The 13,978-nt window shown below is 64.7% G+C and carries 16 protein-coding genes; 9 read left to right on the top strand and 7 right to left on the bottom strand.

What is annotated here, in order from left to right; all coding sequences use genetic code 11:
* Positions 1-102 precede the first annotated feature (102 nt).
* Positions 103-792, top strand: coding sequence for a hypothetical protein (locus ACRWNM_RS10810; RefSeq protein WP_431966125.1), 690 nt, complete (start codon positions 103-105; stop codon positions 790-792).
* A gap of 190 nt (positions 793-982) precedes the next feature.
* Here ACRWNM_RS10810 and ACRWNM_RS10815 read toward each other — a convergent pair whose 3' ends face one another.
* Positions 983-1,681, bottom strand: coding sequence for a hypothetical protein (locus tag ACRWNM_RS10815; RefSeq protein ID WP_431966127.1), 699 nt, complete (start codon positions 1,679-1,681; stop codon positions 983-985).
* A 545-nt stretch (positions 1,682-2,226) separates the two neighbouring features.
* Positions 2,227-2,574: a transglycosylase family protein gene (locus ACRWNM_RS10820; protein ID WP_431966129.1), complete on the bottom strand. Its 348-nt coding sequence runs from the start codon at positions 2,572-2,574 to the stop codon at positions 2,227-2,229.
* A gap of 490 nt (positions 2,575-3,064) precedes the next feature.
* On the opposite strand from ACRWNM_RS10820, the gene ACRWNM_RS10825 reads away from it, so the two are divergent.
* Together ACRWNM_RS10825 and ACRWNM_RS10830 are read left to right on the top strand one after the other, a co-directional pair.
* Positions 3,065-3,502 (top strand): STAS domain-containing protein, encoded by a 438-nt coding sequence (locus ACRWNM_RS10825; protein WP_431966131.1) that lies wholly within the window; start codon positions 3,065-3,067, stop codon positions 3,500-3,502.
* Between the two features lie 295 nt (positions 3,503-3,797).
* Entirely contained in the window at positions 3,798-4,163 is a 366-nt protein-coding gene (locus tag ACRWNM_RS10830) for a cupin domain-containing protein (RefSeq protein ID WP_431966133.1), read from the top strand.
* A 245-nt stretch (positions 4,164-4,408) separates the two neighbouring features.
* On the opposite strand, the gene ACRWNM_RS10835 is transcribed toward ACRWNM_RS10830, so the two are convergent.
* Together ACRWNM_RS10835 and ACRWNM_RS10840 are read right to left on the bottom strand one after the other, a co-directional pair.
* Positions 4,409-5,638 carry an MFS transporter gene (locus ACRWNM_RS10835; protein ID WP_431966135.1) on the bottom strand — a complete coding sequence of 410 codons (1,230 nt, stop codon included), beginning with the start codon at positions 5,636-5,638 and terminating at the stop codon, positions 4,409-4,411.
* A 50-nt stretch (positions 5,639-5,688) separates the two neighbouring features.
* Positions 5,689-7,251: a serine hydrolase gene (locus ACRWNM_RS10840; RefSeq protein WP_431966137.1), complete on the bottom strand. Its 1,563-nt coding sequence runs from the start codon at positions 7,249-7,251 to the stop codon at positions 5,689-5,691.
* 112 nt (positions 7,252-7,363) lie between these two features.
* Here ACRWNM_RS10840 and ACRWNM_RS10845 point away from each other — a divergent pair, with 112 nt between their 5' ends.
* Both ACRWNM_RS10845 and ACRWNM_RS10850 read left to right on the top strand, forming a co-directional pair.
* The gene (locus ACRWNM_RS10845; protein ID WP_431966139.1) at positions 7,364-7,858 is read left to right on the top strand and encodes a hypothetical protein; all 495 of its coding nucleotides are present in this window, start codon (positions 7,364-7,366) and stop codon (positions 7,856-7,858) included.
* 232 nt (positions 7,859-8,090) lie between these two features.
* On the top strand, positions 8,091-8,405 hold the full coding sequence (locus ACRWNM_RS10850; RefSeq protein WP_431966141.1) for a hypothetical protein: 315 nt from the start codon (positions 8,091-8,093) through the stop codon (positions 8,403-8,405).
* 72 nt (positions 8,406-8,477) lie between these two features.
* On the opposite strand, the gene sigJ is transcribed toward ACRWNM_RS10850, so the two are convergent.
* A complete protein-coding gene (gene sigJ, locus ACRWNM_RS10855) occupies positions 8,478-9,368 on the bottom strand; it encodes an RNA polymerase sigma factor SigJ (protein ID WP_431966143.1) in 891 nt (296 codons plus the stop codon).
* Between the two features lie 181 nt (positions 9,369-9,549).
* Here sigJ and ACRWNM_RS10860 point away from each other — a divergent pair, with 181 nt between their 5' ends.
* Together ACRWNM_RS10860 and ACRWNM_RS10865 are read left to right on the top strand one after the other, a co-directional pair.
* A complete protein-coding gene (locus ACRWNM_RS10860; RefSeq protein ID WP_431966145.1) occupies positions 9,550-10,134 on the top strand; it encodes an NADPH-dependent FMN reductase in 585 nt (194 codons plus the stop codon).
* A 10-nt stretch (positions 10,135-10,144) separates the two neighbouring features.
* On the top strand, positions 10,145-10,612 hold the full coding sequence (locus ACRWNM_RS10865) for a YybH family protein (RefSeq protein ID WP_431966147.1): 468 nt from the start codon (positions 10,145-10,147) through the stop codon (positions 10,610-10,612).
* Between the two features lie 750 nt (positions 10,613-11,362).
* Here the strand turns inward: ACRWNM_RS10865 and ACRWNM_RS10870 are convergent.
* Together ACRWNM_RS10870 and ACRWNM_RS10875 are read right to left on the bottom strand one after the other, a co-directional pair.
* Positions 11,363-11,989: a hypothetical protein gene (locus ACRWNM_RS10870; RefSeq protein WP_431966149.1), complete on the bottom strand. Its 627-nt coding sequence runs from the start codon at positions 11,987-11,989 to the stop codon at positions 11,363-11,365.
* A 266-nt stretch (positions 11,990-12,255) separates the two neighbouring features.
* Positions 12,256-12,777, bottom strand: a complete 522-nt coding sequence (locus ACRWNM_RS10875) for a hypothetical protein (protein WP_431966151.1) — start codon at positions 12,775-12,777, stop codon at positions 12,256-12,258.
* 110 nt (positions 12,778-12,887) lie between these two features.
* Here ACRWNM_RS10875 and ACRWNM_RS10880 point away from each other — a divergent pair, with 110 nt between their 5' ends.
* Together ACRWNM_RS10880 and ACRWNM_RS10885 are read left to right on the top strand one after the other, a co-directional pair.
* A complete protein-coding gene (locus ACRWNM_RS10880) occupies positions 12,888-13,205 on the top strand; it encodes a hypothetical protein (RefSeq protein ID WP_431966153.1) in 318 nt (105 codons plus the stop codon).
* 253 nt (positions 13,206-13,458) lie between these two features.
* Entirely contained in the window at positions 13,459-13,887 is a 429-nt protein-coding gene (locus ACRWNM_RS10885; RefSeq protein WP_431966155.1) for a hypothetical protein, read from the top strand.
* Positions 13,888-13,978 lie beyond the last annotated feature (91 nt).

Raw genomic sequence — 13,978 nt, forward strand, 5'->3', positions numbered from 1 at the left:
CACAGCGTGTTTCGTTGGCCGATTTGCGCTAACGATAATCATTATCAATAGTAAGACAGCCGACGCACCGCTCGGCACTGTTCGACAACGAGGAAAATCTCCATGCTGATGAGGACCCTGGCTCTGCCCGCGCTGGCTCTGGCCGCGCTGACCACCGCTACCGCTACCGCGCACGCCACACCGGAATCGCCGGTGTCCTTCACCGCGCAGGCCACCGACACCGCCTCGATCGTCGAGATCGATTCCGGTGCGCTGACGGTCGAGGACGGAGCGCTGAAGGTGAAGTCGCCGAGCGGGACCGTGATCGCCGCGACGCCGCTGACCTTCAACATCGACGACTTCCAGTTCCCGATCCGCGCCGACATCAACGGCCGCACCGCCACCCTCACCCCGGAACTGTCCATGGACAAGGCCGTTTACAAGCCGGTCGCACTGCCCTTCGAGGACAAGGCGCCGTGGAAGACCGAATACGAACGGGAGCAGGCAGCCTGGTCCCGGATGACCAGCACCATCAGCATGGGCGCCACCATCGGCACCCTGGTCGGCGGACTCGGCGGCGGCGCCGTCGGCTGCGTGCTCGGCGGCATCGTCGGGGCTACGGTTGCCTCGGCCACCATCGTCGGCCTCTTCGGGCCCTTCATCCCCGCCGCCGCCGTCGGCTGCATCGGCGGCATTCTCGCAGTCGGCGCCCTCGGCACGCTCGCCGGCCAGATCCTGGTCACCGCCCCGGTCGCCGCAGGCGCGGCCATCCAGTACTTCACCACGATCAACTCGCCGTTCCCGGCGAAGTGAGTGTTTCCGGTTGGTCCGTCATACGACGGGCCAACCGGTCGGATGACCTTGTCAGTAAACGACATTCAGTCCGTCGCCAGACGGGGGCGACGAGGCCGAGCCGTTTCACCCTCACCGAAACCACTGCCACGTGCTCCAGTGAGATGTTTGCGGCGATGGGTCCGGCTTGCCCGAGGAAACGGGATGTGAGTCAGCGGAGCACAGGCAGGCCCTGGATGAGCGCTGTGCGTAGCCGGAACATGTCGAGTTCGCCACTCTCGCCGAAGTATTCGGGGCGTACGGTGGCGGACCGGCTTTCGATCGGGTGGTCGGCACCGAGGTAGGAATTGCCGGAAGCGCCGATCCGTCTGGGCACCTGGATGTCATCGAAGTAGATCGCGCCTCGGTCACAGTCGTCCAGCCACGCCTGAGCGAAGACCGTCTTCTTGACGACCAGATGGCCGGCGTCGGTCAACGCTGTCGCGAGTAGCTGGTCTATGTGCAGAGAGCCGCCGATGAACAGGCAACTGTCCCACAGGCAGATCAGATCACGCGCCTTCAGCGAACCGGTGACATAGAGCGAGGTGTAGATGTCCATGTTGAGGAAGCTGACCGGGCCGTTGACAGTCAGGTCGCCGTCGACGACGTAGACGGTGTCCTCATCTTCGCCGGGGCCGTTACCCAGCACGAGCGGGCCATCGGCCTCGATGTCGCCGGTATGTACGTAGAAGTGCTGGGGTTCGTCGCCGAACAGGTCCTCCAGGTACACACTGTCGTCGCTCGCCTCGGCGATGTCGAAGCGTTGTGTCGCCTGCGCCAACGGCATCGGCTTCCAGTCGCCGGGCATCCCATCGAAAAACATTCTCAGGCCAATCCAGATCGGGCAGTCAGTAAAACCTTTGGCGCGCAATCTACTCCAGAGGCACGACTTGCCCTCCAACGCACTCGTCGCACCGTGTCAGGCGCCTCGTCGTCTGCAAGGCAGTCGCCATCTCAATACCCTCGGATCACCGCCTGCCCGGTAGGCGGCGTCCTGATCGGAACCAATCCGGTCGGCATGCAAGCCGACAGACCGCGATCGCCTCGATCGGATTGCGCGCCTGGAACAAGAGGTTCTGCGACCGAGAGACTTATCCCCGCGATCCTCACCCGGTTCGACATCTGGCAGTTCCGTCAGATGCACCGAATGCACCCTTGTGCCGCGAGCCGCGTGGTTCGAAACGGCCACGCGGCTCGGTGGAAGATCAACGCGCCGAGATCATCTGAGGCAGCTGACACTCGACCGAACATCCTGGAGTGCCGACTATCACTCGCAAGGGTTGGTGCTGTTCCCACTGACCGGCGTCGCTGCGGCTACCACCCCGCGAGATGTTCACCGCAGCGGGCGGCGTTCATGAGGACCGGGACGATGACAGGGTCATGGCTCGGTCGTACCCGCTGGACATCTCGGCCGTCTCAGCGGAAAGGGTCGAGCGCTGCCGAACAACCTGCCCAAGGACCCCAGCCCTCAGCGGCAAGTACCTGCTCGGCGACGGCGATCTGCTGCTCACGGGTGGCTTTGTCGGCAGTCCGCCCATACGCGGCACCGCCATATGCAGCCCATGTGCCCGGCGAGAACTGCAGGCCGCCGTGAAACCCGTTGCCGGTGTTGCTACTCCAATTACCACCCGACTCACACGCGGCGAGGCTGTCCCATTCCTGATCGGTAACGGCGGAAGCTTGGCCGACGTTTACCATGCCGGCGCCGCCGATGATCGCGCTGATGGCGACGATCTTCTTGAGTGGGGTGCCCAGAGCGCTCATGTCACAGTTCCTTTCGAGTCAGCAACCTGAACAGGTGTCCAAACATGAAAGGTGATCACTTGATCTTTGAGCCCGTTCGAGTGTGTGCTGGGCGCGGTGACCTCGAGCAATGGTCCTCGATATCGTGTCCACATCGAAATACAGACCCATATCGTGCGTGAACCGCGCTCGCGCGCGGCGATGCGCCGTTGAATAACGTCGTCGCGAGCCCCCTCATCCCGGTCGGCCGGGGGGCGGCACAAACGGTGTCTGCGCGCGCCGAACCGGTCCTTGGACGGGCGGCCGGTCGAGTGGCAATTCCGCGCATCGTGGCGGCCTCGGGCGTGCCGCTCAGGCAGGACGGGGCGGCCGCGGTTCGCATTCTGGCCGGTCGCGGTTCGTTTCCGGTACTAGACACCACCGCGGGCCTGCGGTCTGATGGACGAACCCCCGCACCCTCGTCACACAAATGCGCGCGGGTGTCCGCCCTCGATCGCTGAGGTGACACCTCATGAACGACCAGCACGATATTTCGCCGAGCACCGATATCGCGGACGACTTCGTCACCCCGGGCTCGTATCTCTCAGTGGTGACGCGCCGATCCGGTGACCGGTGCGAAGTCGTCTGCCGCGGCGAAATCGACTATGGCACCGGTGGACAGTTCTACGACGCCGTCGGCACGGCGGTCACCGATCCCGCCGTCGACCACATCGAGATCGACCTGGCCGACGTGAGTTTCTTCAGCGCGGCGACGATCGATACGCTCTGGCTCCTCCGCACCGCGGCACGAGAACGAGGCACGACTCTCACCCTGCGCAAGCCCTCCCCACCCGTCCACCGGCTGCTTACCCTCACCGGCCTGAATCACCTGTGCGGCGAGAATTCCACCCATCCGCCCCGACCTGGGCGCCTCAACCGGCCCGACGAGACAATCGCCGCCACCGACTGAGCAGGGCCCGCCGTGCGGCCCGAATAGAAGCGGTACCACTTCGGTCTCTCTCGATCCGAAGGCCACGTGCCCACTTCAGCGGTCCTTGCCCGGGACCGGGGCTCTCCATGTTCGGTCGTGCTGGTGGCCGTGCGCCGCGTAGCTGTCGGCATGTGCGCGTGATGTTTGCCGTCGGCCGCGGATGCTATTCGGTAACTGCGATTTGCCGAGCATTACCGGAGCGGTCCGTCGCGCTGATCGATCGCGGGCCGCAACCTACCCACCATCGGGGGCTGGATGTCGAAGGAGAACCGCCATGTCCGGTCTGGTGCGCCAGAATTTCGAATCACCCGAAGAGACCCGGCCTTTCGAGCAGGACAAAGGCAGAGTCGATGTCGTCAACCTCGATCGAGGGCCGGTCGGCAGGGCGGTTTTCGAACCCGGCTGGCGGTGGTCGGAGCATGTCAAGCCGATTGCTCAGACCGACAGCTGTCAGTCCGCCCACGTCGGCTACTGCATTTCGGGTCGGATGGTGGTAGCCATGGACGACGGCGAGCAACAGGAATACGGACCCGGCGACTTCATGATCGTCCCACCCGGCCACGACGCGTGGACCGTGGGAGACGAACCCTGCGTGATGCTCGACTGGCAGGGCTTCGCCGATTACGCGAAGCGCTCGTAATCGCTGCCAGAACCTCGGGCGCGGCCAGTCCGGTGCCGGTGAACCATTGCCCGATATCGCATCCTTCGCGCGCGCCGATCTCGACGATCCCGCTCAGGACCGCGGGCGGAATTGTCGGGAGGTCCAGCCTCGCGCTTACGGTGCCGCGATTTGCGGCGCGGTCGCCCACCATCTGATCACACGTCCAATCCAGTTCTGCGGCAATGGTTTCGCGCGGCCGTGTTCGTTCCTCGGCGACACCCGGTTCAGTTCTGACCGGGAATCGTCGCGGTCGCACTGCTGTGGCGCAGCCTCTGCGAAAAGATTCGCGCCAGGCCGAACAGGGCGAGCGCGAACAGCAGGGGAATCGCGAATCCGGCCCGCAGGTTCGCGGCGGTCGCGACGGACCCGACCACCACGCCTCCGACCAGGGTGCCCGCGTAGTTGAACAGGTTGAGCCGTGCGATCAGCGCATCGAGCCCCCGACCGCCGGTCCGGCGGCCCAATTCGCTGAAACACAGTGGCGCGATCAGCGGTAGCCCGATACCGGCGACCAGGAAGCCGATGATCGCGATCGCAGACGTGGGCGCGACCACGACGATCGCGAGGCCGACCGATCCGATCGCGGCCGCGCACCGGCTGACGGTGCGGGAGCCCCAGCGCCGCACCCCGGTGTCCCCGGCCAGCCGCCCGGCCAGTGAGGCACCCTGATAAGCGGCCAGCGCCAGCGCCGATGCCGCCGCCGAAGCATGCAGTTCCTCACTGAGATACAGCGCCGACCAGTTGCCCACGGCGAGATCGATCGCGAAAGCCAGCGCCAGCGTCACCCCGAACATCAGGAACGTGCCGACCGGGACCGGTCGCGCGGGGTCGTGTTCGTCGGGCCCGGACTCTGCGTCGGCCGCGCCGAGCAATCGCGGTCCCAGGGTTTGCCCGGCCAGCAGCACCGCGACCGCCGCTACCCCGATCGCGACGCTGACGGACAGGTCCAGCGCCGCGCATGCCGCGACGAACAACGCGCCGGCAATCGCCCCGGCGCTCCAGGCCGCGTAGAACGAGGACAAAATGAACCGCCCCTGGCCGTGCTGGATGAGAACCGCCTGCATGTTCGTCCCGGCGTCGACGGCGCCGAGCCCGATGCCGTAGATCGCCAAGGCGACGAACAGCGCGGCGGGCACCGGCGAGCAGGCGATCGCGAGCCCCGAGATCGCGACCAGGCACAGGCCCAGACGCAATGCTGTTCTACTGGACCATCGCACTGCCACGCGCTCGGCGGCCACGCTCCCAAGAGCGGCGATCAGCGAAATACCGGCTACAGCGCCGACGAGCGCGGCTTCGCTCAAATCGAATTTGTCCTTCAGCTGTGGCAATTCGGTCAGCACAACGGCCAGGAACAAACCCTGTCCGGCGAAGGCGATCGAGTTCGCCTGCCGCGCCGAACGCAAGACGGAGCGCCTTTCGGTGGATGAGGAATTCGTGGCGGATGAGTCGATCATTTCGGGCCAATCGGTTACTGAAGTGGGAAGGGCGTGAAAGCTGATCGGTGCTAGCGGCATCCGCCGAGCCGGTCCAGCACCGCTCGATAGAGCGTCTGCCACTCCGCGTTTCCCTGACCGGCGAAGGTCAGGTCCGTGCTCAGTTGCAGCGTGTGTGCCAACCGCACTCCGGTCAAGCACGCGGTCGGGGCGACCGTGATGTACTGCCCTTGGAATCCGTTGGCCTGGAATCCATCCGGTGTCGCACCGCTCCACCATTGGAAGCCGTAGCCGCCGTCGGTGGTGTCGCCGGTGTCTCTGGCCGGTTTCATGTTGGTGGTCGCCGCGGAGATCCAGTGTGCGGACACGATCCGGCGACCATCCGGGGTACGGCCATTATTTCGCATGAGTTCGCCGAAGCGGACGAAATCGCGTGGTCGCGCGAAGAGGGCCTGCGAAGCGATGGCGGCGCCGGTGCGGTCGGTCATGATGTCGGCGGAGGCTTCCATGCCCGCCGGTCGCCACAACTGGTCGGAGAGTATGGCATTGAACGGCTGGCGGTAGACGCTCTCCAGCATCCAGGCCAGGACCTGCGTATTGGCGCTGTTGTAGTTGAAGTGGACGCCCTGCGGTTCGACTCGGGGAAGCGATTGCAGGAACTCGTTTCTGGTCTTTCCCGCCTGCCCCTCGGTGTAGTAGTCCAGTGCCATGTCGATCCACTGCATGACCTGGGTGTTCTGAGCGAGATCTTCGGCGTGCTCGTCCCAGTGGACCCCCGATCGCATCTCGAGCAGGTTCCTGATCGTGACGCCGTGCCATGCTGTGCCTGCCAAGTCGTGGACATATCGTTCGATCGGATCGTCCAGCGAGGCGATCAGCTGCTGGTCGAGGGCGATGCCGACCAGTGTGGAGACGAAAGACTTGGTCGTCGACCACGCCTGGTGGGCGACCTCGGCTGACCAGCCGTTGGCGAAGTACTGTGCGACCAACGCGCCATTGTGTGCGAACTCGAGCACGTCGGTCCCGGTGTCGTTGAGGAACTCGCCGACGGTCTTCCTCCGGTCCGCCCACTCGTAGGTCACCCCGAGTAGATCGACGGGCGCGTAGGGCAGCGCCGTCACCTCGACGCCCGCCTCGACCGGGGCGTGGGGCAGCACCACATCGGGTTTGACGACGTCGATCGGAATGGGCAGCAGGATCGAGTTTTTGGTCAACACCTCGTGCACATAGTTCGTCCAGAACTCGGCGGAGGACAGACCGGCGCCTGCGCCCTCGATGACTGCAGGCAGCGGCGGCACCCCCAGCAGCCGGCCGCCCTGAATCGCCGCGAGAAACTCTGCCGCGCCGGAAATCGCCACTGATCCGGCAACGGGTTCCTCAGCGCTCGAGAGGGGCTGCGCCCCGCCAATTGCAATCAAAGTAATTGCAGCCGCAGTAACCGTGCGCCGAATCGATTGGCGGCCACGAACATTGCGGCGAAATGATCTGAGCATGCGGACAGGGTAGCTCGCACCATAGGATGCCCGTGTTACATTCTGGTCAATTGACCAGATCGATGGCAGCAATTTATTGGCGAGCTTCTCGCAGACCGGGCAGCGGAACCGAGTGGCCGAGTTGCCGGTTGGTGGTCGCACGCACTCGATAGCGGTTATCGGCTTCGAGCGGCAGGGTCGTAGTACTCACCTGCGAGCCGCGCCTCGATCGCACCGAGTACTCGCCCAAAGCCCCTGTCGTAGCTGTTGGATAGTGCTTTTCGAGAATGCCCGGTTCGGGGTGGGGCGGCGCGGCGGGGTCCGGGTGTTGATGGTCCGGCTGGGTTTGGGCGTGGCTCCTATGCTGATCGCCGCGGCGGCGGGGCCTGCCGCGCTGGCCCATGAACGGACGACGGAGCCGAATCATGCGGTGGCGGTTTCGGTTTCGGCATTCTATGAGATCCGGCTGATGTCCGCTCAGACGATTGTCGCGGTGGACGGCAAATCGCAGGTGACCGTGCCCGACGGTTGGGGGATGTCCCCCCAGAACGTCTGGGGTAAAGGGGAGACTCTGCAGGTCGCGGACTCTGGGGGCGACGGTAACCTGATGATCGCGCCGCAGCCGAACCGCGGAGACTTCGCCACCTTCGCACAGAATGTCCGCGCAAACCTGGTCGGCGGCAGGGTATTCCGCACCAGTCACGTCTCGGAGGACGGCCCCCTTCCGGCGCCTCGAGCCGAGTGCTGGCCGAGTTCATCCGTGAACTGATCGCCCAAAGCACCCACGAAGGCCTCGACGCCGCCCCGCGTCCGTGGACAACGCCTCGGCCGGCCAGCTGCCGGACGATATAGCACGGCCATGAGTGGATTCACCTCTGCCATGCCGGTAGCCAGCAACATCGCGGCGTTTGTGAAATATCGGCGCTCAACTTCATTCTCCGCATCGCGTAAGATTCACAGCAAATGCTGAGCCAATCCAACAATTAGAGAGATCAGGGATTATGGCTACAGAGCAGTACCGTGCCCGGCTCATCGGTTCCGAAGGTGCTGAAGGTGCTGAAGGCGAGGTGAAGGTCACTCGCCTGACCGGGGCGGATCTTGACCAGACGTTCGTCGGCAAGTTTCTCGGGCGGTCCGAAGGGGGCTACAACCGCCTCGGCAAGATCATGCAATTGGTTCCCGTCGTCACCGACCCGAATGGCCTGTGGCTCGCCACGATCCGGTGGGGTGAGACTCCCGAGAAGCCTGCCGAGACCGAGCGGCGCCGGATCACTTTCAGCCAACAGATCGAGGTCGTAGAACTGTCCGAGGGCTGATAGCGCGATTGCTGCCGGAATCCTGAGCAGGTTGTGGTGCCGCTGGAACTACTTGCGGATCCGCAGTTCGGTTCAGCGGGCCGTCCAGGGCCTCAGTTTCTCCGGGTTCCGGATCACCCAGATGCGAGTGATCCGGCCGTCGGCGATGTCGAAGGCGTAGACCGAGACGATGGTGTCGTCGAGCTGTGCTACCAGGCCGGGTTGGCCGTTCACCGTACGCTCCAGCAGGGTTACCGCGGGGCCGTGGGCGGCGATTTCCATCCAGGCCCGAGTGATCTGCTCGCCGCCGTTGATCGGGTCGAGGAAGGATGGTGCCAGGCCGCCGCCGTCGGCCGTGGCGATCGCCTGCGGGTCGAGCAGGCCGATCAAGGCCTCGATATCTTTTGTCTCCCAAGCCCGTTTGAAATCTCGGACCACCTCGGCGCGCTCGGGGCCAGACGGCTCCTTCGAGGTCTGGATGCGGCGGCGGGCGCTGGAGGCGAGCTGGCGGCAGGCCGCGGGGGTGCGCCCGACGATGTCGGCGACCTCAGCGAAGGAGTAGCGGAAGACGTCGTGCAGGACGAACGCCACCCGCTCGGCCGGCGTCATGGAATCCAGCACGACGAGGAAGGCCATGCTGATCGACTCGTCGAGGGTGACCCGGTCGGCGGGATCGACGGAGGCGGAGCCGTCGAGCCATTCGGACCGGCTGGGTACCGGCTCCGGAATCCATTCGCCCACATAGCGTTCCCGCCTGGCGCGCGCCGAGCCGAGCAGATCGAGGCAGATCCGGCTGGCGACCGTCGTCAACCACGCGCCGGGCGCCGCCACTTCCTCCCGCTGCCGCTCGGACAGCGCGTACCAGCGCGCGTAAGTCTCCTGCACCACATCCTCGGCCTCGGCCAGCGAGCCGAGCAGCCGGTAGGCCAGATTGATCAGTTGACGGCGTTCACCGATCACCCCGGGCAGGTGCGGGTCGGTCATGGTCGGCTCCTTCGGTTTGTGCGTACCTCACAGAAATCGACGAATCAGCGACCAGAAATGTGAGCGACGCGAAGCGTCTCGATGAGGGGTGGTGGTGACGGGCGGGCGAGGCGGCCTGACATTCCGGACGGCTGTGTCGTCGGAAGGTCGCGACACTTTCAGCGAATCAGGAGTTCTGGAAATGATCAGAATCGGCATCATCCTCGGCAGTACCCGGCCCAACCGCAACGGCCCGCAGGTCGCCCAGTGGGTTGTGGACTCGGCATCGCGGCGCGGCGACGCCGAGTTCGAACTGATCGATCTGCGCGACCACCCGCTGCCGCATCTGGACGAGGCCGTGGCGCCGATGTTCGGCCCGTCGGTGCATGCGCACACCCGCGCCTGGGCGGAGCGGATCGCCCCGTTCGACGGCTTCGTGGTGGTGACCCCGGAGTACAACGGCGGCGTTCCCGGGGTGCTGAAGAACGCCATCGACCACCTGTGCGCGGAATGGACCGACAAGGCGGTGGGATTCGTCTCCTACGGCGTGAGCGGCGGCGCTCGCGCGGTGGCGCAGCTGCGGGTGGTCTGCAGCACGCTGGGCATGGCCGACGTGAGCCGTCCGGTCGAGATCTCGTTGCTCACCGATTTCGAGAACCACAGCACCTTCACACCGAGCGACCGCCACGCCACGGCGCTGAACACGTTGCTGGATCAGCTCATCGCATGGAGCACCGCGCTCGCGCCGCTGCGAGCCGCCGCCGAAACCACTTTCGTCAATTCCTGAGGAGCCGATCATGACCACACCCAACGACTTTCAGACACGCACTGACCGTATCGAGGTAGCCGAAGTCGAGCTTCGCCGGCACATCGACAAGGTGGTCGAAGGACTGCGAGCCAAGGACCTCGACGCCCTGAAACAGCTGTACACAACCGACGTCGTGTCCTTCGATGTCGAGCCGCCGCTCCAGCATGTCGGGATAGCGGCGAAACTCGAGAACTGGGCGAAAGTCTTCATGCTCTTCGAGAGTGTGGCCTATGAGGTTCGCGACCTGACGTTCACCGTAGGCGACGATGTGGCATTCGGGCACGCCTTCGCTCGTCTCAGCGGCACGCTGAAGAACGGGGCCACAACCGGCGGCATGTGGGTCCGGGTCACATACGGCATGCGGAAGATCGACGACACCTGGTTGATCGCGCACGATCAGGTGTCGGTGCCGCTCGACATCGCGAGCGGCAAAGGTGTGGTCGACCTCGAGCCCTGACAGGTCGGCAGCCGTCCTGCCTCGGCGGGTGTGGGTCCGCATCACCTCGGAGGTGTACCCACATCCCGCCTTCCGGTCGGCGTCGTGACTCGACATCAGGCGTACAGACCACTGGGTGGTTCGCGCAGTTGCGAGCAGAATCGAGCGATCTCGGGAGGGTGAGTGCCGCTGGCACACAGGCACGGACGAAATCGCACGCGCGGTTGAGCATGGACTCGCACGCAGCGCTCGGGCCACCGCGTGGGACGAATACGGATGTTTCTGTGGCGATAGCCCGAGCTAGGTCTGGCTAACGAAGATCCTTCCGTCCCGCTTCGACGAACTCGACATTCAGGTCGTCCAATCTTTGCGCTACCGCTAGGACAGCCCTCTGTCGCCTCGGATGCCGATGTCCATTGCGGCGTGACGATCTACTCCGCGCTTCTCCGCTTCTCCGCGAGCCGATTTCGGCCGCAGGATTTGCTGGCTCGCGGTCGATCCGGTACCGGTCCTCCGGACTGGTGCTCATGCATCGGACGGATGTAGAGAGTGTGGCAACTTATGGCACAGCCACGAACCGGTGGTTGAGTTTGCCCTGGTCAGCGCTGGAGAACGCATCTGGTTGACGCTTGGTCCGGGCACCGAGTTCATCGACTTTATGAATCCGGGCCGATATGGAACAGCAGAGGCCAAGGGGCGCCAGAGATCGAGGCGAGCACCTGACCGCCTGGAACCGCCGAAAACAATTGAGCCTCAGCATGTTCCGAGAGTCTAGAACTTGTCCGGGAACTGGGCGACGATGCCCTGACTGAGGATGTCGGCGACATCCATCATGTGTGCCTTGGCCTTGTCGAACTTGGCGGTCGCGTCGCTGTACCTGCCGTCGATGACGGCGGCTGCGTAAGCGACGGTCTGGTCGATGTGCATGCTCATCGCCTCACGCATGTCCTGCCGCGACCAGTTGGGGTTGATCGCAGCGAAGAAGTCGGCGATATCTCGAGCGTTGGCATGCCAGGCCGCGACTGCCGTGTCGAGTGCCGGTTTGTAGCCGATCTGGGCGGCGGTGAGGACTGGCACGGCCTGCAAGATGTGGATAGTCAACAGGCCGGTGAGCCGCCCGGCGACTTCCTGGCCGTAGTACGGCGCGAACGCGTTACCGATGTCGACCTGGTTGCGCAGCAGTCGGCCCAGACTGGGCAGCAGTGCGAGGGGGTCGTCGGCGAACGCGACCACGGTCGCCCAGGTCCCGTCCATGTGCTCACCCCATAGCGTCCGCATCTCGGTGTAGAGCTCGGTTTGCGCTGTCGCGGCGGGCGAGGCGTGGAACACCTGCGCCGACGCGATTGCCGCAGAATTGAACGCGGGGAGAACGCCGCTGGACAATGCGAGGGCTGCCATCGTCGCCGCAGTGATCGCGCGGTACCGGGCAGTGTGCTGGACGGGCATAATGGCGCCTTTCTGAAAGAATTCACGGTTGTCGGGCCCTGATGCGCTGCCGACCCGGAACTGGTTCTACGTGATAGTGACTGGCTCGACCTGATAGCCGAAGTTTTGCCCGCAATGCACACTATAAATCGCGTTGTACCGCACCCTCCGTCGACTACGAGCCGCGTGTCGCCGACCTTCCGCGCGACGCCGGGTCAACAACACACCCGCCAACGCGATCAAGGCGACCACGGGGGCAGTGGCGTAAGCGTGCGGGATCCGGCGCTAAGCCTGTGTCGCCTCGCCGCGCTACGCGCCGCCCGGCTTCGGCGGCCGCCGCTGAGCGAGTTCGCGGTCGGGCCGTACCGGGTGAGACCGGCTCGCACCGAGGAGGAACTGCGCGGGTTCGAAGGGTCGGCGTCGATGGCGGGTGCGGCGGGCCGAAGGTCGCGGAGAATTTGGTCCGCGCGCACGCTGACGGGTCTGCGTGCAGCCCTCGCCAACTCGGGTGACGCCGTTGCGTCAACGTATTCCCTGCACTCGACGGTGCCCACCAGCGCTGGAGTCACCCACCGCACCACACGTGGCAACCGGGCTGGCGCGCTATCGAACGGCGGATCCTGACGCTCGAGCTCGGCGAGCGGTGTGCGCAGCACGTGCCGCATCGCGAAAGAGAAGCCGATGTACCGTAGACGCCGCAGGCACTGCCCGATTCGGCCGAACAGGCCACGCATCCGATGCAATTCCTCGCAGAAGATCATCCGGCGATGATCACGTTGGCACTTCGCCGCAGCGGGGTCTTCCGCCACAGACGCTATCGCGTCCCCCAGGCGGTAACCGGAATTATTGAGTGGGACGACCACACCAGGGCGTGCTGGCACGGCTCAACAACGGCCAGCTGCAAGGCCGGACTCTGCGCCGGCCCCGTGTCCTGGACTCTGGGCATCCGCAAGGTCTGCAGTACTGCGACGACCACGAACTCATACGGCTGGAGTTCGAAGCCTGCGGCGCGTGGGAGACCCTTGCCCTGTCCGAGGACGGGGTAGTACTCACCGCCAGCAACCAAGCAGGATCTGTTCGCTTCGACCTCGACAACAACCGAATCTCGTCTGACGGTAAACCCTGGCAGGAGCCGGCTTCGACCAGCCTCGATCGGTTGTACTGGTACGTCGCCGATTCCGAGGCTTGACCAGGCTTGCCGATATCCCGTCATCGGCTACTTAACACTGGTGCCAGGGCCTGATCCCGGCCGGGATCGGGTCCAGGTGCCCGGTGAGAAGCTCCCTAATCGGCTGCCCACCAGTGTCATTGGTGTGGCTCTCAAATGGCTTGCCTCTCACCGGTCACCGTTCCATTTGCGCGCGTTCGTGAATGCGCGATGTGCGGAAGACGCGGACGCTCTTGTCGACCATTGCGGGAAGCTGGATCTAGGATTCAGCACGATGGACACAGTGGTTGAATCCGCGCCCTACATGACCAACTGCATCGAGTGCGGGTCGCTGATCGAAGCCACAGTCATCGAGGCACTCTCGGGAGTGAAACACCAATGGGACCTGGAAGGCAACTGCCCGAAGTGTGAATGTGTCTGGTACGAACGCGGCTGTGAAGCACCGCCAGCGCGGATGCGCTCGGCGATCCTGGCCGCTAACGGTCCGACCCTGCTTCAACTCACCGGCGACAACGCAACGCCGGCGGCAGTGATGCGGGCGCTACGGGCTGTCAAAGCGCTGTCGCTCATCGAGGCGCGTTCGATGGCCGACCAGCTCCGCGCCGGAGGCATCGAAGGAACCCGAGTCGAAATGGAGGCTCTAGCGGTTTCACTCCGCGCATCCGGAGCAGTGATCAGTATCCAGTCAGCCAACACCGCATGAGCACTCGCACATCGGCAGACGCGGAGGTTCTCGACAGCGCCGTATGCGGCAGTAGCGGAAGTTCATCCGCGACCCAGCCACCTGCGTGGAA

Origin of the sequence: Nocardia sp. bgisy134 (genome assembly GCF_965341865.1) — a bacterium.
GTDB lineage: Bacteria > Actinomycetota > Actinomycetes > Mycobacteriales > Mycobacteriaceae > Nocardia.

What these genes read in the sequence shown, in the direction of transcription:
- ACRWNM_RS10875 (WP_431966151.1), bottom strand. Translation starts at nt 12,777, where the DNA reads ATGATCTTCTGCGAGGAATTGCATCGGATGCGTGGCCTGTTCGGCCGA.
- ACRWNM_RS10825 (WP_431966131.1), top strand. Translation starts at nt 3,065, where the DNA reads ATGAACGACCAGCACGATATTTCGCCGAGCACCGATATCGCGGACGAC.
- ACRWNM_RS10820 (WP_431966129.1), bottom strand. Translation starts at nt 2,574, where the DNA reads ATGAGCGCTCTGGGCACCCCACTCAAGAAGATCGTCGCCATCAGCGCG.
- sigJ (WP_431966143.1), bottom strand. Translation starts at nt 9,368, where the DNA reads ATGACCGACCCGCACCTGCCCGGGGTGATCGGTGAACGCCGTCAACTG.
- ACRWNM_RS10860 (WP_431966145.1), top strand. Translation starts at nt 9,550, where the DNA reads ATGATCAGAATCGGCATCATCCTCGGCAGTACCCGGCCCAACCGCAAC.
- ACRWNM_RS10810 (WP_431966125.1), top strand. Translation starts at nt 103, where the DNA reads ATGCTGATGAGGACCCTGGCTCTGCCCGCGCTGGCTCTGGCCGCGCTG.
- ACRWNM_RS10835 (WP_431966135.1), bottom strand. Translation starts at nt 5,638, where the DNA reads ATGATCGACTCATCCGCCACGAATTCCTCATCCACCGAAAGGCGCTCC.
- ACRWNM_RS10870 (WP_431966149.1), bottom strand. Translation starts at nt 11,989, where the DNA reads ATGGCAGCCCTCGCATTGTCCAGCGGCGTTCTCCCCGCGTTCAATTCT.
- ACRWNM_RS10850 (WP_431966141.1), top strand. Translation starts at nt 8,091, where the DNA reads ATGGCTACAGAGCAGTACCGTGCCCGGCTCATCGGTTCCGAAGGTGCT.
- ACRWNM_RS10885 (WP_431966155.1), top strand. Translation starts at nt 13,459, where the DNA reads ATGGACACAGTGGTTGAATCCGCGCCCTACATGACCAACTGCATCGAG.
- ACRWNM_RS10865 (WP_431966147.1), top strand. Translation starts at nt 10,145, where the DNA reads ATGACCACACCCAACGACTTTCAGACACGCACTGACCGTATCGAGGTA.
- ACRWNM_RS10830 (WP_431966133.1), top strand. Translation starts at nt 3,798, where the DNA reads ATGTCCGGTCTGGTGCGCCAGAATTTCGAATCACCCGAAGAGACCCGG.